Genomic DNA, 22,821 nt, shown 5'->3' with positions numbered 1-22,821 from the left:
CCGATCCCGATGGACGAGGACCTGCAGCGCCACCTGGTCCACCTGGAATCCGAGCGCCGGCTCGCGCCGCGCAGCTTGGCGCTGTACCGCGATGCGTTCACGCGGCTGCAGGCCTTTGCCGCGGCGCAGCCGGTGACGCTGCGCGCGACGCAGACGCACCACGTGCGGCGCTGGGCGGCGCAGCTGCATGCGCAGGGCCTGGGCTCGCGCAGCATCGCGCTGGTGCTGTCGGCCTGGCGCGGCTTCTACCGCTGGCTGGGGCGCGAGGGCGGGGTGGCGCTGAACCCGGTCGAAGGGGTGCGGGCGCCGAAGGCGGCCAAGCCCTTGCCGAAGGCCTTGCCGGTGGACCAGGCGGTGGCGCTGGCCGAGGCGCCGGCCGATGAAGACGGCGACCCGGCGCTCGCGGCACGCGACCAGTGCATCGTCGAGTTGCTGTACGGCTGCGGCCTGCGGGTGGGCGAGCTGGTGGGCCTGGACGTGCGCGCGAGCGGCCAGGCCTCCGGCTGGATCGATGCCGACGAGGCCGAGGCGCAGGTGCTGGGCAAGGGCCGCAAGCGGCGCAGCGTGCCGGTGGGTCAGCCGGCGCTGCGCGCGTTGCAGCAGTGGCTGGCGCTGCGCGGCACGCTGGCCGATGCCGGCGAGCCGGCGCTGTTCGTCAGCCGGCGCGGCACCCGCCTCACCGACACCCAGGTGCGCTCGCGCCTGAAGCGGCGCGCGCTGCAGGCCGGGCTGCCGACGCACGTGCACCCGCACATGCTGCGGCATTCGTTCGCATCGCACCTGCTGCAGTCCAGCGGCGACCTGCGGGCGGTGCAGGAGCTGCTGGGCCACGCCAACATCTCGACGACGCAGGTCTACACGAAGCTGGACTTCCAGCATCTGGCGAAGGTGTACGACGCCGCCCACCCCCGCGCCAAGCGAAAACCGTAGCCCGGATGGAACGCAGTGCAATCCGGGAGGGGCGGTGACAAGCGAAGGACGCCCCCCGGATTGGCATCCGGGCTACCGGAGTACCGCGCCGATCACTTCGTCGAGCTTGCGCAAGCCTTCGCGCGCGTCGCCCAGGTAGCGCTGGATGCCCAGCCGCAGCGCCTTCGCGGCCGCCTCGTCGAACAGGTCCATCGCGTCCTTCACGTCATCGCCCTTGTCCTGCAGCTGCAGCGTGGTGTTGCCCACCGCCAGCGTCAACGCGCCCAGCGCCGCGAGCCCGGTGTCGCGCGACGACACCTCGCCATAGCGCCCATGGAAGCCGTCGAGCAGCTTGCGCGTGCGCGCATCCAGCATCTCGTCGAGCGCGTCGTCGACCATCGCGGCCACGTCGCCGCGCGTGAAGCGCTTGCGCAGCGCGTCTTCCACCTTGTCGCCCAGCGCATGCAGCGCCGGCCCGTCGAACTTCTCGATCGGCTCGAGCCGGATGTCCTCGAACAGCGGGTAGCGCACCAGCTCGCGGATCAGGACCGGGTAGCGCAGGCAGCGCCGCACGTGCTTGGGCATCAGCCAGGTCGCGAGGTTGGCGTAGTACTGCCGCACGTCGGTGATGTTGCGCCCGGCGAGGCCGACCAGGTTGACGTTGACGAAGTGGTRCCAGGTCGAATCCGCCACCACGCGCCCGACCTCGGCCTTCTGCCCGTCGTAGGCACAGACCGGGATGAACGAACGCGGCGCCACCGCCTCCTTGCCGGGGAAGGCATTGCCCTCGGACATCGTCAGCGCGATCGCCTCGGGCGCGACGCGCGCCGTGCTGCCGGTGGCGACCGGCCACTCGTCGGTGACGCCATCGGGCAGCTTGGCCGTCAGGACGGCCGGCACCCGGCACTCGCCTTCGTGCGGGTGGTCGGGGAAGACCTCGATCGCCCGCGCCGGCATCGACCCCGGCACCTGCAGCACCGGGTGCGCGACGCCCACGCCGAAGCTGGTTCGGAAGTTGACGTACAGCCGCTGCGGCAGGGCATCGGACTGGTCGTTGAACTCGAACACGTCGTTGCTGCCCGGCGCGGTGGTGGTGAGCCGGTCGGTGCCGCCGCCGCTGGGCGTGTCGGCCGCGGCCCAGCGCCGCATTGCCTGCACGCGCGGGATCGTCATGCACATCGCGGCGCCCAGGTCTTCGTGGTCGCCGGTGGCGAACACGCCGCCGCCTTGCTGCATGAAGTTCAGCAGGGCCGCGGCGGCGCCGGGCTCCTGCGCGATGCCGGGGCTGCCTTCGCGGTTGTAGGCCATCAGGAAGACGACGTCGTAGCGCGATTTCAGCAGGCCGTGCGTCGCATCGGCGAACTGGAAGTTGCTGATGTGCTGCGTGGTGGTGTCCAGCGTCGCGGCAGCGGCCGAGCCCGGCGCGTAGAGCGCTGTGCGCACGATCGGCGTCATGCCGTGGATGGTGGAGGCGCGCAGCGCGCCGACGAAGCTCGTCAGGCCGAAGTCGTCGCCGGCACTGAAGTTCAGCCCGTCGGTGACGACCAGCAGCTTGGGCGTGCACTCGCGAAACCATTTCAGGATCAGCGTGTCGAGCACGGCCAGGTTCTTGAGCGTGGGCATGGAGGAGCCTCCTTGGATTCAGGTCAGGTTGAAGAGCGGCGCGCTGCAGTGGCGCGCCAGACCAAGTTAGGCGCTGCACTCCGCAGGCGACATCCCTAGCTCGCGCTGCACCCCCCGAGACGAGGGTCAGGCTGCGCGTCGCCGACAATCGGGGCATGAAGACCATCACATTGCGCGACGGCAAGGAACGTTCGCTGCAGCGCCGCCACCCCTGGGTGTTCGAAGGCAGCATCCACAGCGGCAAGGCCGACCTGGGCGAGACGGTGCGCGTGCAATCGCACGACGGCAAGTTCCTGGCCTGGGCGGCCTACAGCCCCAACTCGCAGATCCGCGTGCGGGCCTGGAGCTTCGACGAGGCCGAGCGCATCGACAGCGCGTTCTTCCAGCGCCGCATCGCGCAGGCGGTGGCGATCCGCGCGCGGCTGCCGATCGCGAGCGACGGCGTGCGGCTGGTGCACGGCGAGGCCGACGGCCTGCCGGGCCTGATCGTCGACCGCTATGGCGACACGCTGAGCGCGCAGTTCCTGTCGGCCGGCATGGAGCGCTGGAAGGACAAGGTCGCCGACCACCTGCTGGCCGCCACCGGGCTGACGCGGCTGTACGAACGCAGCGACGCGAGCTCGCGCGGGCTCGAAGGCCTGGAGCCCGCGACCGGCTGGCTGCGCGGCGACGGCCCCACCGAGCTGACGATCCGCGAGCACGGCTGGCAGCTGACGCTGGACGTGGCCGAGGGCCACAAGACCGGCTACTACCTCGACCAGCGCGACAGCCGCAAGCTGTTTGCCGACACGGTGCGGCACTTTGGCCTGCAGCGGGTGCTGAACTGCTACAGCTACACCGGCGGCTTCAGCGTGGCGGCCTTCGCAGGCGGCGCGGCGCAGGTGACGAGCGTCGACTCGTCGGGCCCGGCGTTGGAGCGGGCGCGGGCGCACGTGCTGCGCAACGGCTTCGACGACGGCGCGCACGAGACGCTGGATGCGGACGTGAACCAGACGCTGCGCGCGATGCTGCAGGAGGGCCGCCGCTTCGACGCGATCGTGCTCGACCCGCCGAAGTTCGCGCCGACGGTGTCGCATGCCGAGCGCGCGGCGCGGGCCTACAAGGACATCAACCGGCTCGCCTTCATGCTGCTGGAGCCGGGCGGCGTGCTGTTCACGTTCTCGTGCTCGGGCGGCATCAGCCCCGACCTGTTCCACAAGATCGTCGCCGGCGCCGGGCTGGATGCGAACGTCGACGGCTTGATTTATGCGCGCACCGGCGCGGCACCCGACCATCCGATGACGGTGACCTTCCCCGAGGGCGATTACCTCAAGGGCCTGGTGATCATCAAGCGCTGAAACGCGCCTGCCAGCGCTCGAGCGGCACGCGCGCCGCATTGCAGACGTACGAGATCGCGCGGTACCAGCCGGCGAGCAGCAGCAGCTCCAGCAGCTGCGGCTCGCTCCAGACCGCGGCCAGCTGCGCCCACAGGTCGTCGTCGACGTTCGCCGTGTCGTGCAGCGCGTCGACCAGCCGCACCAGCAGTGCATCGCGCTCGGTCAGCGCCGCATCGTCCGCGCGCCCGCGCTCGATCGCCTGCACCTGCGCCGGCGTGAAGCCCGCGGCCTTCGCAAACGCGGCGACGTGCACGCCCCATTCGTATTCCGCGCCGCAGCGCGCGCAGACGCGGTCGATCACCACCTCGCGGTCGCGCAGCGGCAGCATCGCGTGACGGCCCAGCATGAAGCCACCCCACGGCATCATCCGTTCGGCCAGCAGCGGATGGCGCGCGAACACGCGGAACAGCTGCAGCACGTCGACCGCGTCGGGCGGGGTCATGCGGCGCAGCATCGCATCCATCTCGGGCTCATAAGGCGGTGCCACCGGCGCGATGCGCGGGGAAGGCTCGGTCCTTGTCATGACGCTCTCCTTGTGTTGCTACAAAAACTGTAGCAGCGAGATCATGGCACCGCTGCCGGCATGGCATAGTCGCGAACGTGACGACCTCGCCCAAAGCCCCCCTCCCCGGCACGCGCGTGCGCGGCTCGGCCACCGGCCGGCCGATCATGGCCTTGCTGGACCTGCTGGGCCGGCGCGGCACGCTGCGCCTGCTGTGGGAACTGCGGGAGGGCACGCCGCAGAACTTCCGCGCGCTGCAAGAGAGCATGGGCGGCGTGTCGCCGACGCTGCTGAACGCGCGCGCCAAGGAGCTGCGCGAGGCGCAGCTGCTGGAGCTGCGCCCCGAAGGCTACGCGCTGACCGCGCGCGGCCTGGGCCTGCTGGCCGAGCTGGGCCCGCTGGACCGCTGGGCGCAGAACTGGGCGCGCGCGCTCACGCGATGACCGGCAGCGCGATGCGCGGCTCGAACTTGGCGCGGTGCACGCTGAAGAAGGCCTTGACGTTGCGCACGTTGGCATCCTGCGTGAAGAGGCGCTGCACCAGCGCGTGGTAGCCCGCCATGTCGGGCGCCTGCATCACCAGCATGAAGTCCGGGCCGGGCGAGACGCGGTAGCACTGCTGCACCGCCGGCTCGGCGACGGCGCGCGCCTCGAAGGCGTCGAGGTGCTCGGCCCCTTGCCGGTCGAGCGTGATCTCGGCCAGCACGGTGAGGCCGGCACCGAGCTTCTCGGGCGACAGGATGGCCACGCGGCGCTCGATCACGCCCGCCTCCACCAGCCGCTTGACGCGCCGCAGGCAGGTGGCCGGCGAGGTGTGCGCGGCCGCCGCCAGGTCCTGGTTGGACAGCGAGGCGTCGCTTTGCAGCAGGTCCAGCACCCTCAAATCGGTGGGGTCCAGGGCCAGTTTTTTGTCCGAATCCGCCATTGTCGAATTTAATTTGAAATCTTCTGTCGTGTTTCTGCAATCATGGCCAAGTCTTTCACTTTCAACGCTTTTTCGCAAGCATCCGCCAAGCCTTCCTCCCTACAGTCCACCCATCCCGTTCACCAGAAAGACCTCCCATGTGTGGCATCGTCGGCGCCGTCAGCACCCGCAACATCGTTCCGATCCTGATCGAGGGCCTGAAGCGGCTCGAGTACCGCGGCTATGACTCGTGCGGGGTCGCGGTGCACCAGAACGGCCAGCTGCGGCGGGCGCGCAGCACCTCGCGCGTGGCCGAGCTGGAGGCCAACGTGCGCGGCGACGAGATCCAGGCCGGCACCGGCATCGCCCACACCCGCTGGGCCACSCACGGCGCGCCGGCRKYGCACAACGCSCACCCGCACTTCTCGGCAGGCCCGGGCGCCAAGAGCGCATCGGCCGGCCGCGTGGCGCTGGTGCACAACGGCATCATCGAGAACCACGACGAGCTGCGCGCCGAGCTGAAGGCCAAGGGCTACGTGTTCGACAGCCAGACCGACACCGAGGTGATCGCGCACCTGGTGGACCACCTGTACGACGGCGACCTGCTCGATGCGGTGCAGCGCGCGACGCTGCAGCTGCGCGGCGCGTATGCGATCGCGGTGTTCTGCCGCGACGAGCCGCACCGCGTGATCGGCGCGCGCGAGGGCTCGCCGCTGGTGCTGGGCATCGGCAGCAAGGAATCGGGCGAGCACTTCCTGGCGTCCGACGCGATGGCGCTGGCCGGCGTCACCGACCAGATCGTCTACCTGGAGGAAGGCGACGTCGTCGACCTGCAGCTGGGCAAGGTGTGGGTGACCAGCCGCACGGCCGAGGGCACGTACAAAGCGGTGCAGCGCGAGGTGCGCACGGTGCACGCGCACACCGGCGCCGCCGAGCTGGGCCCGTACCGGCACTACATGCAGAAGGAGATCTTCGAGCAGCCGCGCGCCATTGCCGACACGCTGGATGCGGTGGAAGGCGTGACGCCCGAGCTGTTCGGCGACGGCGCGTACCGCATCTTCAAGGACGTGGACCAGGTGCTGATCCTGGCCTGCGGCACCAGCTACTACAGCGGCTCGACGGCCAAGTACTGGCTGGAGAGCATCGCGAAGATCCCGACCAGCGTCGAGATCGCGAGCGAGTACCGCTACCGCGACAGCGTGCCGAACCCGCGCACGCTGGTGGTGACGATCACGCAGAGCGGCGAGACGGCCGACACGCTGGCCGCGCTGAAGCATGCGCGCAGCCTGGGCATGAAGCACACGCTGACGGTGTGCAACGTGGCGACGAGCGCGATGGTGCGCGAGTGCGAGCTGGCCTACATCACGCGCGCCGGCGCCGAGATCGGCGTGGCGTCGACCAAGGCGTTCAGCACGCAACTCGTCGGCCTGTTCCTGCTGACACTGGCGCTGGCGCAGGTGCGCGGGCATTTGACGGATGCGCAGGAGCAGGAGCACCTGAAGGCGCTGCGCCACCTGCCGGTGGCGGTGCAGGCGGTGCTGGCGCTGGAGCCGCAGGTGATCGCGTGGAGCGAGGAGTTTGCGCGCAAGGAGAATGCGCTGTTCCTGGGCCGCGGGCTGCACTACCCGATCGCGCTGGAGGGCGCGCTGAAGCTGAAGGAGATCAGCTACATCCACGCCGAGGCCTACCCGGCCGGCGAGCTGAAGCACGGGCCGCTGGCACTGGTGACGGCGGAGATGCCGGTGGTGACGGTGGCGCCGAACGACACGCTGCTGGAGAAACTGAAGAGCAACCTGCAGGAAGTGCGGGCGCGCGGCGGCGAGTTGTTCGTGTTTGCGGATGCGGACACGCGGATCGAATCGAGTGAGGGCCTGCATGTGATCCGGATGCCGGAACACTATGGGGCGCTGTCACCGATCCTGCACGTGGTGCCGCTGCAATTGCTGGCGTATCACACGGCTTGCGCGCGGGGGACGGATGTGGACAAGCCGCGGAATTTGGCGAAAAGCGTGACGGTGGAGTGAATTGCCCCGGCTTTCATGGAGGTGATGTTCACGGGCAATAAAGTCGGCGACAGAGCAATAGAGTCTGCGACACCGCAACAGCGGTGTTGCCAAATTGCGGCTTCAGCCTGGCAGCGGCCTTTCGGATTCGATGATGAGCGGGAGCTCTCCCCAAGATCGACCATCCAAGGCGCTCTGCAGCGTTCGTCGAGCGGTCTTCGTCTGGCTTGCGCTAGACGCGTAGGTATTCGTCCACTCTGTTGTCAAGCTTCATCTTGATGCTCTTCCAGTCCGGCATGTGCCGGCTGAGCGTGGCGCAGAACGCTCGGCTATGGTTGTGATGCCGCAGATGACACAGCTCGTGCAGCAGCACGTAGTCAATGGCCTCCCTTGCCACGGGTTCAGCGTGATGCGGCTTCCTCACCCAGTACCAAACGCATGGCACCAGAGTAGGCCTGCGCGTGCGGTTGCTCGGCCAGCTCGCGGGGACCGCCGGGCGTCTTGCGGGCGGCGACATCCTCCTCGAACGACGTGAACAGCGCGTACTGCTTTAGCAGATGGTCGAGCATGGCCTCGGCTTCTTCGATGGCCTTGCGCAACAGCTCTCGTCACCGGATCTTGACGACGACCTTGCCCTTGGCGCGGCGCAGGGCAAGGTAGTCCAGCGCCTCCTTGGCCTGGTCGAAAGGGAACACCTTGTCGATGACCGGCCGGACGCGTTCGGCCTTGAGCAGCTCAGCGATTTCCGCGAGCTGCTGGCCGTCGGGGCGCACGAAGAGGAAGGAGTAGTCCACGCCCTTCTTGCTGGCGAGCTTGCGGATCTTGCGGCTCATCAGGCCGAACACGAACTTCAGGAAGAAGTTCAGGCCCCTCGCTTCCGCGAAGCGCGGATCCAGCGGCCCGACCAGCGAGACGATCCGACTTCCCGGCTTCAGGATGCCCAGGGATTTCTCGATGACATCGCCCTGGACCGTGCCCAGCACCGCGTCGTAGCCGCTCAGGATCTTCTCGAATTCCTGCGTCTTGTAGTCGACGATCTCGTCGGCACCGAGGCCGCGAACGAGCTCGAAGCTGCCCGCGCTGACCGTCGTTGCGACCTTGACGCCGAACTCATGAGCCAGCTGGATGGCAAACGTGCCGATGCCGCCCGAACCCGCCGGGATGAACACCTTCTGGCCGCGTTGCAGCTTGGCGCGCTCCTTCAGCGCCTGCCAGGACGTGAGTGCGACCATGGGGATGGCCGCGGCCTGCACGAAGTCCAGGTTGGGCGGCTTCAGCGCGGCGGCGCTTTCCGGCACCGCGGCGAACTCCGCCAGCGCCCCCCTCCCCAGGTCGAAGATGCTGGCGAAGACCTCGTCACCCGGCTTGAAGCGGGTGACGCGACTGCCGACATCGACCACCACGCCAGCCAGGTCGCTGCCAAGGACGGCCGGCAGCTTGAAGTGCAAGACCGGCTTGAACGTGCCCGGGGGGACGATGTTGTCGATGGGGTTCACGGCCGCGGCGTGCACCTGCACCAGCAGTTCGTCGGGCTGCAGCGTCGGGCGGTCGATGTTGGCCAAGCCGATGTCGGGCGACTTGCCGTAGCGTTTGAAGGTCAGTGCTTTCATGTTTCTTCCTTGTTCCTGGTGGAGTCTGGTGAGTGAGTTGTGGCCGTCAGGCGTTGACGTCAACGACCATGCGGCCGCGGACCTGACCTTGGAGCACCTGGTTGGCAATGCCGGGTACCTCGGCCAGCGCGATCACGCTCGTGGCACTGGCGAGCTTGTCCAGGTCCAGGTCGGTCGCCAGGCGAGCCCAGGCCTGCAGTCGAACCTGCTGCGGCGCGTTGACGGAGTCGATGCCCGCGAGCGTCACGTTGCGCAGGATGAAGGGCAGGACGGAGCCGGGCAGGTCCGCCCCCTGCGCCAGCCCGAAGGCCGCAACCGCGCCCCGGTAGCGCGTCTGCGCGAGCACATTGGCCAGCGTGTGGCTGCCCACCGAGTCGATGGCGCCAGCCCAGCGCTCGCGGGCCATCGGGGCGCCGGGTTCGGACAAGCTGCGGCGGTCGATGACCTCGGCCGAGCCCAGCTGGCGCAGGTAGTCGGTCTCTTCGAGCCGGCCGGTCGACGCGACCACCCGGTAGCCCAGCCCGGACAGCAGCGCGACGGCGATGGAGCCGGCGCCGCCACCCGCGCCGGTCACCAGCACGTCACCCGATTCGGGCGTGACCTGCGCATGCTCCAGCGCCAGCACGGACAACATGGCCGTGTAGCCCGCCGTGCCGATGGCCATGGCATCGCGGGTGGAGAACACGTCGGGCAGCTTGACCAACCAGTCACCGCTGACCCTCGCCTTCTGCGCGAAGCCGCCGTGGTGGGTCTGGCTCAGCCCCCAGCCGTTGGCGACGACGCGGTCCCCCACCGCATACCCCGCATGGGCTGACGCCAGCACCGTGCCGGCGAAGTCGATGCCCGGGATCAGCGGGTACTGGCGGATCACCGGCGCGCGGCCGGTGACGGCCAGCGCGTCCTTGTAGTTGACCGTCGAGTAGTCGACGGCCACGGTCACGTCGCCAGGCATCAGGTCGGCCTCGTCGAAATCGACCACGGCCGTCGAGACCTGGTCGTCCCGCTTGCTGGCCAGCAAAGCCTTGAAAGTCATGTCTCTTTCTCCTTGTCGTTCAAAAGCTGACGCCAGACGGCGTCAACGTCCAGGGGTGGGGCAGCCCCGAGGTGAGCCCGGGCGGCCCGCAGCACCGATTCGGACAGCGGTGCTTCGTCAATGGCCCGCGCCAGCACCACGGCGCCCACCAGGGTGGCCGTCGTGGCCAGCGCGCGCGCGTGGGCCTCCGGCTGGCCCCAGTCCGTGGACTGGCGCGCGATCAGGTCGATCATTTCCTTGATGCGGCGCGTCGCCGCACGCCGGACCGGCGGCGCCTGTCGGGGCATCTCGGACCCCAGCGCAGCAATCGGGCAGCCCGTCTCGGGCTCCTTCACATGCGCCTCCGACAGATAGGCATGCAGCAGCGCCTTCAAGGCGGTCTCCGCGGGTTCCGCGGCCGCGATCTGCGCGAAGGCCGCCACCGCCTGTGCGCCGGCGCGGTCGGAGAGTTCGACCAGCATGGCCTCGCGAGACGCGAAGTGGACGTAGAAGCCGCCATGCGTCAGGTCGGCCTCCTTCATCACGTCGGCAATGCTGACCGCGCCGTACCCCTGGCGGCGGAGTACGCGGGCGCCCGCGTCGACGATGCGTTCGTGCGAGGCGCCCCTGGATCGAGGCGGTGCGCGTTTCATTGGGGTCATCCGTCGTGGCTCAGGCCCGGGCGCGCAGGCGCCGCGTGCGGAAGGTGCCCCAACCGCTGCCCAGCGCCGACTTCAGGAATGCCGCCAGGCCGCTCTCGCCCGGCCGTGGCGACTCGCCCCTGGCCATGCGCCGGAGCTGCCGCGTGTACCAGAGCACTTCCATGATCCCCAGGCGGTCCACGGCATTCAGCCCGGTGCTGATGGGCCACACGCGCTGCGCGCTGTCGCGCCCCTGCAGCAGCGCGGCGGGCGCGTCGGGGTCGATGGCCAGCAAGCGGGCCAGGCCCACCACATCCAGCGTGCCAGTGCGCAGCGCGGCATTCATGCCGGCCGCTGTCCGGAAGCCCCCGGTGACCATCAGCGGCACCTGGGTCGTGGCGCGGGCCTTCTCAGCAAACTCGAGGAAGTAGGCTTCTCGCGCCGCGGTGGAGGCCTGCTCAGCCGCGCGCATCGCGCCGTTCATCGCGGGGGCCTCGTAGGTGCCGCCTGAGATCTCGATCAGGTCGATGCCCGCCTCGGCCAGCGCGCGGATGGTCGCCAGCGACTCCTCCTCGGTGAAGCCACCGCGCTGGAAGTCGGCCGAGTTGAGCTTGATGCCCACCGCGAAGTCCGCGCCGACCTGGCGACGGATCTCGGCGTAGACGGCCAGCAGGAAGCGCCGGCGCTTCTCGGCTGTGCCGCCCCACTCGTCGTCGCGGCGGTTGTGGTGCGACGAGAGGAACTGGTTGATCAGGTAGCCGTGCGCGGCATGGATCTGCACGCCACCGAAGCCCGCCTTCTTGCAGATCGCCGCACTGCGGCCGAAGCGCTCGATGATGTCCTGGATCTCGGCCACTGTGGCCTCGCGCGGCGTCTCGAAGAAGGCCGCCATGTCCTCGCGGAACGGCACGGCCGAGGGCGCGATGTTGTACGCATTCAAGCCGCGCGTGGACTGCTTGCCCGGATGGTTGAGCTGCGCCCACAAGGCCGAACCCTGGGCAGTGGCCGCCTGCGCCCACTGCCTCAGAGCGGGCAGGTCGGATTCATCCTCAATGACGACGTTGCCAGGCTCGCCAAGCGCGCGGCGGTCCACCATGACGTTGCCGGTGACGATGAGGCCCAGACCCGAAGCGCCCCAACGGCGGTACAGGCGCACGAGTCCATCGGTCGGACGGTTGCCGTAGGTGCCCAGCGTCTCGCTCATCGCCGCCTTGGCGAGGCGGTTGCGCAGAACGCTGCCGTTGGGAAGGCGCAGGGGCTGGTTGAGCAGATTGGTCTCCATGAGCGGCTCAGAAGGCGGTGCGGTCACAAGGCGGGACGACCTTGGGAGGCTGCAGGAACCCGGTCAGGCCCTGGAACCACATCACTTCCCGGAAGTCGCCGCTGATGGTGAGATCCCGGCTCCCCAGGGCCCTGAGAAAGGCGGCCTGGCTGTCCTTGGCCGACAGGACGTCGAATCCCTTGGCCGCGTCGCTGAAGCTGAGCGTGAACTGGGGATTCGGAGCGAGCCCGGCTGCGGAGCGGATGGCGCCGCCCTCGACCACGAAGTGGCGGCCCGCGCCCGAGACGGTGCGGATCTGGAACACCAGGCGCTTCTTCGCGACGTAGCGCGCGCAGTCGGCGTTGCTGCGCAGCTTGCGTTGCAACATCAGGGCGAACGCCCACAACAGGAACTTGAACTTCAACATGGGACACCCTTCAAGGCATGTGCGAAACGAGGCGGGCGACGTCGGCGGCCGATGTCATTCGCCGAGGAACTGAACCACGTGGCGCAGGAAGCGCTCCGGGTTCTGGAACTGCGCGGCGTGGCCGGCGTCGGGGTAGATGAACAGCTGCGCGTTCGGCAGGTTGCGCGTCATGTAGAACGAGTTGACCGTCGCGACCATCACGTCGTTCACGCCGTTGAGGATGAACGTCGGCTGCGGGATGCCGCGCAGATAGGCGAAGGGATCGTCCTCCGTCACCCTCGGCAGGTAGTGCATGTTGGCCTCGATCTGGGCCTTCGCCACCTCGGGCGAGGACGGCGGGTCCTGGTCGCCGCGCTGGTGGCGGCGTTCCCAGAAGGCCCGCGCAGCCTGCTTGGCCTGCGCGGAGCGCCCGAAGAACAGGTAGAGGAAATCCTCGAAGACGGGCACCGGGTTGACGGCCGTTTCCAGCACGCGTGCTTCCATATCCGGGTCACCTCCGCGGGGGCCGGTACCCAGCAACATCAGCTTGCGCACCAGCGTCGGGTGACGCCAGGTCAGGTCCAGCGCCTGGAAGCCGCCGAGCGAAAAGCCCAGCACGTCGATCTGCGCCAAGCCCAGGGCGCGGACAAAGGCTGCCGCGTCGTCGGCCATGTCCTCGATGCGGGTTCGAGGTGTGCCCTCGGAGGAAGCAATGCCACGGCCGTTGTAGAGAATCACCTCCCGGCCTTCGGCCAGACCGTCGGTCATCAGCGGGTCCCAGTGGTCCATCCCTCCGCGGAAATGCTGCAGCATCAGCAGCGGCGGCTGGCCTGCGGCCGCGTTGCCCCAGCGCCGGTACGCGAACTGCGTGCCGCCGACGCTGATGAACTGGGTGGGCGCGGTGAGATGGCTATGCGTCATGGCTGCCTCTCGACTCAGTTGGACAGGAAGGCCAGCGCCTTGGGCACGAAGTCCTCGTGGTACTGGAAGATGCCGCCATGCCCGGCATCCGGGTAGATGACCAGTTGGGCGTTCGGCAGGCGCTTGGCCAGGTCATAGGAATTGCTCGTGGGCACCATCCGGTCGTCATCACCGTTGGCCACGAGCACCGGCTGCTTGACCACCGAGAGGTCGGCGGGCCGCTTCTCCCCCCAGGCCCGCAGCGCCTGCAACTGCGACACATAAGCCCAGGTGGCGATCTCGTTGTCGCGGTTGGCCGAGCGCTCCTGCAGGCGCTGCAGGAAGGCCTTGCCGGCCTCGATGCCTTTCGGCGTGCGGGTGAAGAACAGGTACTGCTTCGGGTCCTGGCCGGTGAGCGTGGCGCGGATCAGGTCGTAGTTCGCGACGCCGGCCACCGTGCTGATGCCCTCGCCGCCGGCGGGGCCCGTGCCCGCCAGGATCATCTTGCGAACCAGCTGCGGCTCCTTCAGCACGACCTCCTGCGCAATCATTCCGCCCATCGAGAAGCCAAAGAGGTCGACCTGCTTGAAGCCCTTGGCCTTGATGAAGCTGATGGCATCGTCGGCCATCTGCTCGATGGTGTTGGCCGGCTTGCCGGTGGAGGAACCAATGCCACGGTTGTCGAACGCGATCACGTGGTGCTTCGCGGCGAGCCCGTCCACGACACGCGGGTCCCAGTTGTCCAGCACGGCGGCCAGGTGGACGAGCAGCACCACCGGCGTGCCACCGTTTTGCCGCCCGAGCTCGCGGTAGGAGAAGCTCACGTCGCCGGCAGAAATCTTCTCCGTCGGCACGTTCTTCCACGTCACCGGCTGGGGTTGCTGAATTGCCGGCCGCGCGCCAGCGGCTGGATTGGCTTCGCCCGCCCAGGCACTGGAAGCGAGCACCACAGCGGCAAGCGCCAGAGCGTGGACGGTTGATTTCTTGGGGTGGATTGACATGGCAGAGTTCCGAGTCGGAAGGAAGGGGTGGGTCAGGCTTGGTGCCGGTAGCGATCGGCCGCGTGCGCTTGCCGGATGTCGGACAGCAATCCCTGGCGAGCGCCGTCGAGCACATCCCAGCGCTCGGCCACATGGAGCGGCGGGATCGTGACAAGCTCGCGGCGGTCGAAGCCGACGAGCGCTGCATCGACCAGTTCGTCGACGTCCATGACTTCGGCGAGGGTGTTGACGTCAACGCCGGCGCGCTCCCAGATCTCGGTGCGCGTCGCTGCCGGCAGCACGGCCTGCACGTAGATGCCCTTGGGCGACAGCTCCAGGTTCAACCCCTGCGACAGGAACAGCACGAATGCCTTGGTGGCACCGTAGACCGTCATGCCAAATTCGGGCGCGAAGCCCACCACCGAGCCGATGTTCACGATGGAACCGGCCCCGGCTTGCACCAGACGAGTAGCGATCGCAGCAGCCAGGCGTGTCAACGCGGTGGTATTGAGAGCGATCAGCCTCTCGATGTCCTGCGCGCCTTGCTGGACAAAGCTGCCTGACTGCGCCATGCCAGCGTTGTTGATCAGGATGCCAATGCGCGTGTCCTTGCGCAGGCGGCCTTCAACGGCCGTCAGGTCGATCTGCTGCGTGAGATCGGCCTGAAGCACGTCGATGGCGACCTTGTGAGCCTCTTGCAGGCGACCCGCGAGCGCGTCGAGCCGCCGCTTGTCGCGGGCGACCAGAACCAGGTCGTGTCCGCGCTGCGCGAAACGCTCTGCGTAGACGGCCCCAATGCCGCTGGACGCGCCCGTAATGAGGACGGTGGAAAGAGAAGTCATGTCTTTAGGTTCCTAGGCGGTGACGACCGCGCGCCGCTGGATCTCGACGCGCGAGGAAGGGATTTCCGCGGCGACTTGGCGCCGCCGCACTTGGACGGGCTCAGGACGGTCCTTGCCGCTTGCTGCCATCGCGCGAGTCGCAGGAGGCTCAGCACGCTCACGCGCTGCTGCGCAGCGGCTCGCTTCCGATTGCGTGCCTTGTCGATCGAGCGGCTCAGGCACCAGCAGGAGGGCACTCAAGAGGCGGCAGTCGAACGAAGTCACGTCGCGCGGACAGTTCACGGCGCCATCGACCACGCGGAGATAGGCAACACCCAGTCGACCGACGATGAAGCTGCAGCGGGCAGCCGCCTTGCGGTCGGCAGCGACGTCCAGCAACAGGCGCGCCCGTTGCTCAATGGAGAAGGGGTTGCCCTGGGCCAGTTGCGCGGCGTCCCCCTTCAGGAATTGCTCGAGAAGGAAGCCATTGGTCACATGGAGTTCAACGCCATCGAACCCCGCTGCGATGGCCTGCGCGGCAGCAATGCGGAAGTCGTCCACGACGTCGGCGAGCGCCTCACCGTCATGCCCATGCGCATGACAGCCGACATACCAGAGTTGCATGTGCATCCGGCCGCCCTTTGCATGCAAGGCGCTTGTGACCTTGCGCCAGCGAGCCATCTGTCCGGACGAATAGAGCCCGCTCGGCATCACCTGCCGGGCTTCCGAAACTGCCGGTGCTCGCCGTGCGACGCCGGCGCGGGGAATGACGGGCGACATCACGTTGACGCGATGGACGAGCCCCTGCACGTCGTGTGCAAACGGTTCGGAGATCGCGTTGTCAGCCATGGTTCACCGCCTTGAGAGGTGCTCGAATGGCTCAATGATGATGATTAACATCAATGTAAAATTTGTCCTGGATTCAGCAGCAGTCAGGCAGATAGGCAATGAAAGTCACCAAAGCGCGGGCGCAGGCGAATCGGGCGCATGTCGTCCAGACAGCTTCCCAGCTGTTTCGTGAACGCGGCTATGACGGCGTGGGCGTGGCCGACCTGATGGCGGCCGCCGGCTTTACCCACGGCGGCTTCTACAAGCAGTTCGGCTCCAAGACTGATCTCATCGCCGAAGCGACGGCCTGCGGCATTGCCCAGACCGTTGCATTGACCGGCGACGGCGCGGAGCCAGCAGAGTTCGTCAGGCAGTACCTGTCCCGCGAGCACCGGGACGGGCGCGGGACCGGCTGCACCATGGCGGCCCTCGGTAGCGATGCGGGCCGCCAGCCAGATTCAGTGCGCGCCGCGTTTGCGGAAGGCGTGGAAAGCCTGGTGGCGGCCTTGGGCCGCGGCGGCGGTGCGGCCGCCAATTCCGCCAACGCGCGTCAAGCACGCGCGGGCATTCTTGACATGCTCTCGCATGCCGTAGGTGCCATCATCATGTCGCGGGCCTGTCCTGACGACTCTCCACTTGCGGAAGAGCTTCTTACGGCCAGCCGCGATGCACTTCTCACGTCGCTTGGAGTGACAACGCAAGTGGCTGGCTAGCGAGTTGGCCGCCATCGACAGGAGCATTGTCAGGCAGCAGGGAGCCTTGCTGGCGGAGATGCGCCTGGAAGCGGGAGGCGTAGTCCTCGGCAACTGCATTCCTCACGCTGGCTCGCACTGCCAATGCCTCTCGCCAGGCCGAAACGCGCGGCAGGCCATCGAAGATTTGCTGCGTCGCTGACGGGTCGATCAGCTCGAAGTAGCGAAAGAGCGGTGCGTAAACCGCATCGACCATGCCGAACGCCTCGCCGGCGAAGTACGGGCCTGCGGTGAGTTCCGACTCCAACTTGGCCAGGCGCTCACGGAAACTGGCGCGCTTCGCATCTGCAACCTGCGAGTCACGCGCATGAAGGAACTGCCAGCCTTCAGCGAAAGTCTGGGTGGCGAACTCGATCCAGGCGCGGTGTCGGGCGCGTGTCAGCGCGTCGTGGGGGTACATCGGCGAGCCGCCCTGCGTCTCGTTGAGGTACTCGCAGATCACCACGCTTTCAAAAAGCGCCGCGTCCTCGGCATGGGCCTGGGGAACCTTGAGCACGGGCACCTTGCCAGTGGGCGACAGCGCGAGGAACCAATCGGGCTTGGCCGACAGGTCGACGTTGACGCGTTCAAAGGCGACGCCCTTCTCCAGAAGGACGATCGCGGCGCGCTGCGCGAACGGGCAGAGCGGGTGGCTGATCAGTGTGAGCATCTTGATGGGCATCCGTGTTGGCAGGGATCAGGAAGGCGCCTTCGGCGCGCAGAACCTTGTGCGCTCAGCGATTGAGCAGGCGACCGCCGTCGACCACGATTTCCGTGCCAATCGACCAGCGGGATTCATCGGAGGCCAGGTACAGCACGGCCTTGGCTACCTCTTCAGGCGTGCCGAAGCGGCCCAGCGGGATGGTGGCCGCGATGTCCTTGTTCAGTTGTTCGCGGTAGGCCTCGGGGATGCCCAGCTTGTCGTACAGCGGCGTGTCGATAGGCCCCGGGCTGACCGCGTTGATGCGAACCCCGCGCCCGAGCAGCTCGGTCGACAGCGTCTTCGACATGTTCAGGACCGCTGCCTTGGTGGCCGCGTAAACGGAGGAGCGATCTGCGCCCACATGCGCGCTCACAGACGTATTCAGGACGACCGATGCGGAGGGTGCGAACACCGGCAGCAGCGACTGGATCAGGAAGTACGGGCCCTTGACGTTGACATCGAATGAACGGTCGAACATCTCTTCCGTCCAGTCTTCGAGCGGCAACCAGACGGAGATGCCCGCGTTGAGGAAGGCCACGTCCAACTGGCCGTAGTGGTTCTTGACGGCTTGTGCCAAGTCCTTCTGCGCTGCCACGCTGGCCGAGTCGGCACGCAAAACCAGCACCTCAGGTCCGAGTTCGGCCTGGGCCTTGGCGATGGAATCCGGGTTGACGCCGGTGACGATGACGCGGGCGCCTTCGGCCAGAAACTGCTTGGCAGTTTCCAGGCCAATGCCGCTCGTGCCGCCAGTGATGAGGGTGCGTTTGCCTTGCAAGCGTGACATGACTTTCTCCTGTAGACGGCCACCCACCGTGGCCGATGAGGAGAATGTGCATCCATGCCTCTATTTCTATAAGATGGCCAAATTGAATACCATCCATGCATTTCAGGCATGAATTGGAGGGGCACTTGGACCGATTCCTGCTGATGACCTGCTTCGCGCGTGCCGTGGAGACGGGGAGCTTCACGGCCGCAGCTCGTGACCTGGGCCTGGGGCAGCCGAACGTGAGCCGCTACGTGGCAGCGTTGGAGGAGCACCTCCAGACCCGGCTCCTGCACCGATCCACACGGAAGCTTGCCCTCACGCCTGAGGGGGAGCGCTACTACGCGGACGTCCGGCGGATTCTTGATGCGGTGGACGAGTCCGAATCGTCTTTCAGGAGCAACGTCGATCCGTCAGGGCTGTTGCGGGTGGCCTGCCCCACCGCGCTGGCCCATGCGTTCGTGTTGCCGCACGTCCCGACCTTTCTGGAGCGCTATCCGAAACTGACCCTCGACCTTCAAATCAATGACCGCTATGTCAACCTCGTCGATGAGGGGACGGAACTGGCAATTCGCATTGGTAAGCTGGAGGACAGTGCACTGCGCGCCCGACGCATAGGCTCGTACGAGCGGGTGTTTGTGGCGAGTGAAAACTACCTGGCGAGGCGTGGAATGCCGCAAACGCCTGACGACCTCCGAGACCACGACTGCGTCATCTACACGCTGCTCTCGTCCGGTGCAACCTGGCGCTTTCGTGACGCCGATGTACCCGTTTCCGGCAGGTTCAGAGTGAACTCGCCTGAAGCGGTCAGTGCAGCGGTCATTGCAGGCTTGGGCGTCGGCCATGGTCCGGCATGGCTCTTTGAAGCAGGGTTGAGGAGTGGGCAGCTGAGGTTCATCTTGACCGGCTACTCCGCGCCGGCGGTCCCCGTCCAGATCGTCTACGTCGCGAATCGTTTGCTCCCAACGCGGGCGACCGTCTTCATGGATTTCATTGCTGATGTGTTCTCCCGAATCCCTGCATTTAGCAACGTTGGGACAGCAGACGCCATCTAGGATTGATTGCCACTCGCGCCGGCGTGCCCCGCAGCGATGCTTATGGGGGCGCAGCGGCAAGGCCGAATCAGCAGGGTAGCGATGCGAGATCTGACAACAGGGCGCGCGTCGTGCTTGAGCTTTCGGTTGCGCCTGTCTTGTGGGCAGTTCTCATCGATTTGTGCGAGTCACTCGTATCCGCACCGGCCGCGCCCGCGCGATTTCCCAGAGATCCTGACCGCGTCGGAGCAAGTGTTTGGTGCAACGCAGGGGCTGTCTTCGGCCGACGTCCGGGCCGCGCAGTGACTCGCCACCGATGGTCGAGACCTTGTGACCTGTGCAGGAACTGCACGTGCTGTCTAGCCGCTGGCGTGAACCGCGGAGGGATCTTCCATTCGGCCGACCACATAGAGGTGCTCAATGCTGATCGTAGAAAGAACGTCTTTCATTGAAAATAAAGGCTGTCAGAGAAACACCGCCGCGCAGCTTGCCAATCGAGCTGCAGCCGCGAGGTGCGTCCTCATCAGGCGCACTGGATAGTTTCGATCACCGACGTCAACCTCGCTGAGACACGATCTTCACCATCTGAGTCAGATAATTCATTGCGCTCGACATCGCGCGAACATTTCACGCTCGAAGGGACACCTCCCTGTTGATGCCCGGCGACGATTGATCATCATTGATCCAAATCAATTGCGCTGCGTTATTTGCAAAGATCGACGATCACTCAGACTCAGAGACTCAATTGAGAGTGAATTTTCGGCCTTTTCGGACTCTTTAAATCCCCCATCCTGTCGATAGTAGTGCCATAGTTTTGTCATCTATCAAAGGGAGTAAAGGATGAAATTCCTGTCCAATGTGAAGATCGGTACGCGCCTGAGCGCCGGCTTCGCTGTCTTGCTGGCCATGCTGGCCGTCCTGGCGTTCACCGCCAAGGTACAGGCCGATCGCCTGCAGGCCCACACCGAGTACTACGACAGCCACATCATGGCGTCCTACAAGCTCGTCACCGAGTTCATGCGCAGCGCCGACGACGCGCGACGCCGCTCGTTCCTCCACATCCTCGGCAAGCAGGAACAGAAGAAAGAAGCCGAATTGATGACCGCAAAGTCGGTCGATTCCGCACGCAATGTGCTGGAAGATTATTCTTCGCGCGCCCTGTTCCAGGACGATGAGGATCGTGCCAATTGGCAGGAAGTGAAGACCAGGTTCGAGACCTTCGTGCGTTCCAATGAGAAGGTCATGGCGGCGTCGCGCACCATCCTCGACGACCCGGCTCAGCGAGACGTCGCCGTCGGCATCATGCTGGGCGAGGCTCGCGTGGACAACATGAACCTCATCAAGGCCAAGGACGCCTGGCTGGCGCACAGCGATGCGAATGCCCAGCGCATGATCGAGCAAGGCCGAGCAACCTACCAGGCCGTGCTGTGGACGCTGGGGGGTTTGGCGGCAGCGGCCATGCTGGTGGGCGTGGTTGCAGCGCTGGCGATCACACGGTCGATCACGCGACCCCTGACCGAAGCCGTCACCATCACGCGAGCGGTGGCCGAGGGCGACCTCACACGCCAGGCGCGAATCGGGTCACGTGACGAGATCGGTGAACTGTTGGGCTCGCTCAATCTCATGACGACCAATTTGTCCAGCATGGTCAGCACGGTGCGCGTCGGCGTGGACACCGTGGTGACCGCCGCGACGCAGATTGCCCATGGCAACCTCGACCTGTCCTCGCGCACGGAGTCGCAGGCTTCAAGCCTGCAGCAGACCGCCGCGTCGATGCAGCAGATGGCCGACAGCGTCAAGATGAATTCCGACAATGCCCGTGAAGCCAACGTTCTCTCGGGCAAGGCGTCCGAGGTGGCCGGACAAGGCGGCGGCGCGGTCGAGCGCGTGGTCGAGACCATGGAGGGCATCCAGGATTCGAGCCGCAAGATCTCCGACATCATCACGGTGATCGACGGCATTGCCTTCCAGACCAACATCCTGGCACTCAACGCAGCGGTGGAGGCGGCGCGCGCCGGCGAGCAGGGTCGTGGCTTTGCCGTGGTCGCGGCGGAGGTGCGCAACCTGGCCCGGCGCTCGGCGGACGCGGCCAAGGAGATCAAGAGCCTGATCACGAGCAGCGTGGAAAAGGTCGATGCCGGTACAGTGCAGGTCAATGCGGCGCGCAAGACCATCGATCAGGCCGTGCAACAGGTTCGCAAGGTGAGCGAATTGATCGCCGACATCACGCAATCCAGCTCGGAACAGAGCTCCAGTGTCGGCCAGATCAATCAGGCGGTGGCGCAGCTGGACGACGCCACGCAGCAAAACTCGGCCCTGGTGGAGGAGACATCGGCCGCTGCCGAGAGCCTGCGTCAACAGGCCGAGAAGCTGTCCGTGGCGATCTCCGTGTTTCGTGTCGCCGGGAACGATGTCGTGCCACAGCATGGCTTCGCCTAGACAAGGGGCACGGCCCGAAGTTTGAGTTCAGCCTGAACTCGACGCGACGCCGCACCCCTCAATCGACACGACCACGCTGGCTTGCCGCCAGTCGTCGCATCCGACGCTGCCTGGGCGTCGGGTTGGAACGCAATCGACCGCGCCGGCTCCAGCCGGCCCCTCAAGATCGGGATGTCATGGACTGGCTTGCAGTGGCGAGTGGATTCGCGATTGGTGCCATTGTCGGCTTGACCGGCGTGGGCGGAGGATCGCTCATGACGCCGCTTCTGATGGGCGTCTTCAATCTCAGCGCGCCTGTGGCCATCGGCACCGATTTGTGGTTCGCTGCAATCACCAAGATCAACGGAACGCTCGCCCACCACCGCCAAAGCCAGGTCGACTACGGAATCGTCGCCTGGATGCTCATGGGCAGCATCCCGGCGACGGTCATCACGATCATGCTGATGCGCCATACCGGCATGACGAAGGGGGTCAGCCAACTGATGATGCAGGTGCTGGGAGTGGCACTGCTCATGACAGCGGCCGCGGTCGCCTGTCGTCCCTTCTGTCACACCCTGGGCCTCAAGCTGGATGCCTTGCTCACGACATCGCACAAGCGGGCCTTGACCGTTGTCGCCGGGCTGCTGCTGGGTGTCCTGGTGTCGCTCAGTTCGATCGGCGCTGGAGCGATTGGCGCGACTCTGACCCTCTTCCTCTATCCGCGACTTCCCATTCAACGCCTGATCGGAACGGACATCGCCCATGCGGCGGTGCTCACGCTTGTCGCGGGCCTGGGGCATGCGGCGCTCGGGAACGTCAACTGGCTCCTGCTCGCCAGCCTGCTGGTCGGATCCCTGCCCGGCATCTGGCTGGGCGCGCAATTGATCAAATCCCTGCCGGAGAAAGTGACACGCGGGCTGTTGTGCGTGTCGCTGTTGACCGCCGGGCTCCGCGTCATCCATTGAGCGCGAGCGCCCCGCGACGAAGGAACCTATGAAGCCACATGACGACCCCTCCCTTCGCGATCTGGTTGCGGCGCACCCCGATGTGGCGCCTCCCGGCTGGTCGCTCAGATGCGAGAGTCCTCTTTCGCGCGTGATGCCCGAGCGCGTGATGGCCGATCGCGTGACAGCCGGCCTCGACCAATCCCACCTCGACTGGCTCGAGGAAGAAGCCATCTTCATCCTGCGCGAGACGGTGGCCGCGTTCGAGCGCCCTGCCCTGCTGTTCTCGGGCGGCAAGGACTCGTGCGTGGTGCTGCGCCTGGCCGAGAAGGCCTTCAAGAACAAGGACGCCAGTGGGCAGTTCAAGGGCCGCCTGCCGTTCCCGCTGCTGCACGTGGACACCGGCCACAACTTCCCGGAAGTGATCGAGTTCCGCGACCGCCGCGTCGCCGA

25 protein-coding genes are annotated in these 22,821 nt (G+C 66.7%); 9 read left to right on the top strand and 16 right to left on the bottom strand.

What is annotated here, in order from left to right; genetic code table 11:
• Positions 1-9: 9 nt before the first annotated feature.
• Positions 10-930 carry a tyrosine recombinase XerC gene (gene xerC / locus AC1DYN_RS17695; protein WP_477961862.1) on the top strand — a complete coding sequence of 307 codons (921 nt, stop codon included), beginning with the start codon at positions 10-12 and terminating at the stop codon, positions 928-930.
• A gap of 72 nt (positions 931-1,002) precedes the next feature.
• Here the strand turns inward: xerC and AC1DYN_RS17690 are convergent, their stop codons facing one another.
• Entirely contained in the window at positions 1,003-2,532 is a 1,530-nt protein-coding gene (locus AC1DYN_RS17690) for a hypothetical protein (RefSeq protein WP_477961860.1), read from the bottom strand.
• Between the two features lie 155 nt (positions 2,533-2,687).
• On the opposite strand from AC1DYN_RS17690, the gene AC1DYN_RS17685 reads away from it, so the two are divergent.
• Positions 2,688-3,869, top strand: coding sequence for a class I SAM-dependent rRNA methyltransferase (locus AC1DYN_RS17685; RefSeq protein WP_477961858.1), 1,182 nt, complete (start codon positions 2,688-2,690; stop codon positions 3,867-3,869).
• Here the strand turns inward: AC1DYN_RS17685 and AC1DYN_RS17680 are convergent.
• Positions 3,859-4,431, bottom strand: a complete 573-nt coding sequence (locus tag AC1DYN_RS17680; protein ID WP_477961856.1) for a carboxymuconolactone decarboxylase family protein — start codon at positions 4,429-4,431, stop codon at positions 3,859-3,861. The genes AC1DYN_RS17685 and AC1DYN_RS17680 overlap by 11 nt on opposite strands.
• 77 nt (positions 4,432-4,508) lie before the next feature.
• Here AC1DYN_RS17680 and AC1DYN_RS17675 point away from each other — a divergent pair, with 77 nt between their 5' ends.
• Positions 4,509-4,853 (top strand): winged helix-turn-helix transcriptional regulator, encoded by a 345-nt coding sequence (locus AC1DYN_RS17675; RefSeq protein WP_477961854.1) that lies wholly within the window; start codon positions 4,509-4,511, stop codon positions 4,851-4,853.
• Here the strand turns inward: AC1DYN_RS17675 and AC1DYN_RS17670 are convergent.
• Entirely contained in the window at positions 4,843-5,334 is a 492-nt protein-coding gene (locus tag AC1DYN_RS17670; protein ID WP_477961852.1) for an Lrp/AsnC family transcriptional regulator, read from the bottom strand. The two genes, AC1DYN_RS17675 and AC1DYN_RS17670, sit on opposite strands and share 11 nt — an antisense overlap.
• Before the next feature lie 137 nt (positions 5,335-5,471).
• On the opposite strand from AC1DYN_RS17670, the gene glmS reads away from it, so the two are divergent.
• Positions 5,472-7,337, top strand: a complete 1,866-nt coding sequence (glmS, locus tag AC1DYN_RS17665; protein WP_477961850.1) for a glutamine--fructose-6-phosphate transaminase (isomerizing) — start codon at positions 5,472-5,474, stop codon at positions 7,335-7,337.
• A 211-nt stretch (positions 7,338-7,548) separates the two neighbouring features.
• Here the strand turns inward: glmS and AC1DYN_RS17660 are convergent, their stop codons facing one another.
• Genes AC1DYN_RS17660 through AC1DYN_RS17610 form a run of 11 tightly spaced genes read right to left on the bottom strand, consistent with a single transcriptional unit; the run spans position 7,549 to position 15,796 of the window.
• On the bottom strand, positions 7,549-7,713 hold the full coding sequence (locus tag AC1DYN_RS17660; protein WP_477961848.1) for a M48 metallopeptidase family protein: 165 nt from the start codon (positions 7,711-7,713) through the stop codon (positions 7,549-7,551).
• Between the two features lie 4 nt (positions 7,714-7,717).
• Positions 7,718-7,915, bottom strand: coding sequence for a hypothetical protein (locus AC1DYN_RS17655; RefSeq protein WP_477961846.1), 198 nt, complete (start codon positions 7,913-7,915; stop codon positions 7,718-7,720).
• 9 nt (positions 7,916-7,924) lie between these two features.
• The gene (locus tag AC1DYN_RS17650; protein ID WP_477961911.1) at positions 7,925-8,926 is read right to left on the bottom strand and encodes an NADP-dependent oxidoreductase; all 1,002 of its coding nucleotides are present in this window, start codon (positions 8,924-8,926) and stop codon (positions 7,925-7,927) included.
• 46 nt (positions 8,927-8,972) lie between these two features.
• Positions 8,973-9,959: an acrylyl-CoA reductase (NADPH) gene (gene acuI, locus AC1DYN_RS17645; RefSeq protein WP_477961844.1), complete on the bottom strand. Its 987-nt coding sequence runs from the start codon at positions 9,957-9,959 to the stop codon at positions 8,973-8,975.
• Complete coding sequence (locus AC1DYN_RS17640) at positions 9,956-10,591, bottom strand: TetR/AcrR family transcriptional regulator (protein WP_477961842.1); 636 nt, start codon at positions 10,589-10,591, stop codon at positions 9,956-9,958. Before AC1DYN_RS17640 ends, acuI begins: the two co-directional genes overlap by 4 nt.
• A gap of 19 nt (positions 10,592-10,610) precedes the next feature.
• Entirely contained in the window at positions 10,611-11,861 is a 1,251-nt protein-coding gene (locus tag AC1DYN_RS17635; protein ID WP_477961840.1) for an NADH:flavin oxidoreductase/NADH oxidase family protein, read from the bottom strand.
• 7 nt (positions 11,862-11,868) lie between these two features.
• Positions 11,869-12,267, bottom strand: a complete 399-nt coding sequence (locus AC1DYN_RS17630; protein WP_477961838.1) for a helicase — start codon at positions 12,265-12,267, stop codon at positions 11,869-11,871.
• A gap of 54 nt (positions 12,268-12,321) precedes the next feature.
• A complete protein-coding gene (locus AC1DYN_RS17625) occupies positions 12,322-13,167 on the bottom strand; it encodes an alpha/beta fold hydrolase (RefSeq protein ID WP_477961836.1) in 846 nt (281 codons plus the stop codon).
• A 14-nt stretch (positions 13,168-13,181) separates the two neighbouring features.
• Entirely contained in the window at positions 13,182-14,147 is a 966-nt protein-coding gene (locus AC1DYN_RS17620; protein ID WP_477961834.1) for an alpha/beta fold hydrolase, read from the bottom strand.
• A 32-nt stretch (positions 14,148-14,179) separates the two neighbouring features.
• Positions 14,180-14,968, bottom strand: a complete 789-nt coding sequence (locus tag AC1DYN_RS17615; RefSeq protein WP_477961832.1) for an SDR family NAD(P)-dependent oxidoreductase — start codon at positions 14,966-14,968, stop codon at positions 14,180-14,182.
• A gap of 12 nt (positions 14,969-14,980) precedes the next feature.
• A complete protein-coding gene (locus tag AC1DYN_RS17610; protein ID WP_477961829.1) occupies positions 14,981-15,796 on the bottom strand; it encodes an oxidoreductase in 816 nt (271 codons plus the stop codon).
• 98 nt (positions 15,797-15,894) lie between these two features.
• On the opposite strand from AC1DYN_RS17610, the gene AC1DYN_RS17605 reads away from it, so the two are divergent.
• A complete protein-coding gene (locus tag AC1DYN_RS17605) occupies positions 15,895-16,488 on the top strand; it encodes a TetR/AcrR family transcriptional regulator (RefSeq protein ID WP_477961827.1) in 594 nt (197 codons plus the stop codon).
• On the opposite strand, the gene AC1DYN_RS17600 is transcribed toward AC1DYN_RS17605, so the two are convergent.
• The gene (locus AC1DYN_RS17600; protein ID WP_477961825.1) at positions 16,451-17,188 is read right to left on the bottom strand and encodes a glutathione S-transferase family protein; all 738 of its coding nucleotides are present in this window, start codon (positions 17,186-17,188) and stop codon (positions 16,451-16,453) included. The two genes, AC1DYN_RS17605 and AC1DYN_RS17600, sit on opposite strands and share 38 nt — an antisense overlap.
• Positions 17,189-17,240: 52 nt before the next feature.
• Positions 17,241-17,993, bottom strand: a complete 753-nt coding sequence (locus AC1DYN_RS17595) for an SDR family oxidoreductase (RefSeq protein ID WP_477961822.1) — start codon at positions 17,991-17,993, stop codon at positions 17,241-17,243.
• A 125-nt stretch (positions 17,994-18,118) separates the two neighbouring features.
• Here AC1DYN_RS17595 and AC1DYN_RS17590 point away from each other — a divergent pair, with 125 nt between their 5' ends.
• From AC1DYN_RS17590 to AC1DYN_RS17575, 4 genes are all read left to right on the top strand, one after another.
• Positions 18,119-19,027 carry a LysR family transcriptional regulator gene (locus tag AC1DYN_RS17590; protein ID WP_477961821.1) on the top strand — a complete coding sequence of 303 codons (909 nt, stop codon included), beginning with the start codon at positions 18,119-18,121 and terminating at the stop codon, positions 19,025-19,027.
• Positions 19,028-19,846: 819 nt separating this feature from the next.
• Positions 19,847-21,445: a methyl-accepting chemotaxis protein gene (locus AC1DYN_RS17585; RefSeq protein WP_477961819.1), complete on the top strand. Its 1,599-nt coding sequence runs from the start codon at positions 19,847-19,849 to the stop codon at positions 21,443-21,445.
• Positions 21,446-21,621: 176 nt separating this feature from the next.
• On the top strand, positions 21,622-22,389 hold the full coding sequence (locus AC1DYN_RS17580) for a sulfite exporter TauE/SafE family protein (RefSeq protein ID WP_477961817.1): 768 nt from the start codon (positions 21,622-21,624) through the stop codon (positions 22,387-22,389).
• 160 nt (positions 22,390-22,549) lie between these two features.
• Positions 22,550-22,821 (top strand): phosphoadenosine phosphosulfate reductase domain-containing protein (locus tag AC1DYN_RS17575; RefSeq protein WP_477961909.1); only part of this gene is annotated, 272 nt, incomplete at its 3' end.

It is taken from the genome of Rhizobacter sp. P2_D12 (assembly GCF_056404395.1).
Note: the sequence above shows the minus strand (reverse complement) of the source record. Positions and strands in the feature narration are given on the sequence as shown.

Bases quoted from the DNA above. Each gene is read 5' to 3' on its own strand.
- xerC (WP_477961862.1), top strand. From the start codon at position 10: ATGGACGAGGACCTGCAGCGCCACCTGGTCCACCTGGAATCCGAGCGC.
- AC1DYN_RS17685 (WP_477961858.1), top strand. From the start codon at position 2,688: ATGAAGACCATCACATTGCGCGACGGCAAGGAACGTTCGCTGCAGCGC.
- AC1DYN_RS17680 (WP_477961856.1), bottom strand. From the start codon at position 4,431: ATGACAAGGACCGAGCCTTCCCCGCGCATCGCGCCGGTGGCACCGCCT.
- AC1DYN_RS17670 (WP_477961852.1), bottom strand. From the start codon at position 5,334: ATGGCGGATTCGGACAAAAAACTGGCCCTGGACCCCACCGATTTGAGG.
- AC1DYN_RS17650 (WP_477961911.1), bottom strand. From the start codon at position 8,926: ATGAAAGCACTGACCTTCAAACGCTACGGCAAGTCGCCCGACATCGGC.
- acuI (WP_477961844.1), bottom strand. From the start codon at position 9,959: ATGACTTTCAAGGCTTTGCTGGCCAGCAAGCGGGACGACCAGGTCTCG.
- AC1DYN_RS17640 (WP_477961842.1), bottom strand. From the start codon at position 10,591: ATGAAACGCGCACCGCCTCGATCCAGGGGCGCCTCGCACGAACGCATC.
- AC1DYN_RS17635 (WP_477961840.1), bottom strand. From the start codon at position 11,861: ATGGAGACCAATCTGCTCAACCAGCCCCTGCGCCTTCCCAACGGCAGC.
- AC1DYN_RS17630 (WP_477961838.1), bottom strand. From the start codon at position 12,267: ATGTTGAAGTTCAAGTTCCTGTTGTGGGCGTTCGCCCTGATGTTGCAA.
- AC1DYN_RS17625 (WP_477961836.1), bottom strand. From the start codon at position 13,167: ATGACGCATAGCCATCTCACCGCGCCCACCCAGTTCATCAGCGTCGGC.
- AC1DYN_RS17620 (WP_477961834.1), bottom strand. From the start codon at position 14,147: ATGTCAATCCACCCCAAGAAATCAACCGTCCACGCTCTGGCGCTTGCC.
- AC1DYN_RS17615 (WP_477961832.1), bottom strand. From the start codon at position 14,968: ATGACTTCTCTTTCCACCGTCCTCATTACGGGCGCGTCCAGCGGCATT.
- AC1DYN_RS17610 (WP_477961829.1), bottom strand. From the start codon at position 15,796: ATGGCTGACAACGCGATCTCCGAACCGTTTGCACACGACGTGCAGGGG.
- AC1DYN_RS17605 (WP_477961827.1), top strand. From the start codon at position 15,895: ATGAAAGTCACCAAAGCGCGGGCGCAGGCGAATCGGGCGCATGTCGTC.
- AC1DYN_RS17600 (WP_477961825.1), bottom strand. From the start codon at position 17,188: ATGCCCATCAAGATGCTCACACTGATCAGCCACCCGCTCTGCCCGTTC.
- AC1DYN_RS17595 (WP_477961822.1), bottom strand. From the start codon at position 17,993: ATGTCACGCTTGCAAGGCAAACGCACCCTCATCACTGGCGGCACGAGC.
- AC1DYN_RS17585 (WP_477961819.1), top strand. From the start codon at position 19,847: ATGAAATTCCTGTCCAATGTGAAGATCGGTACGCGCCTGAGCGCCGGC.
- AC1DYN_RS17580 (WP_477961817.1), top strand. From the start codon at position 21,622: ATGGACTGGCTTGCAGTGGCGAGTGGATTCGCGATTGGTGCCATTGTC.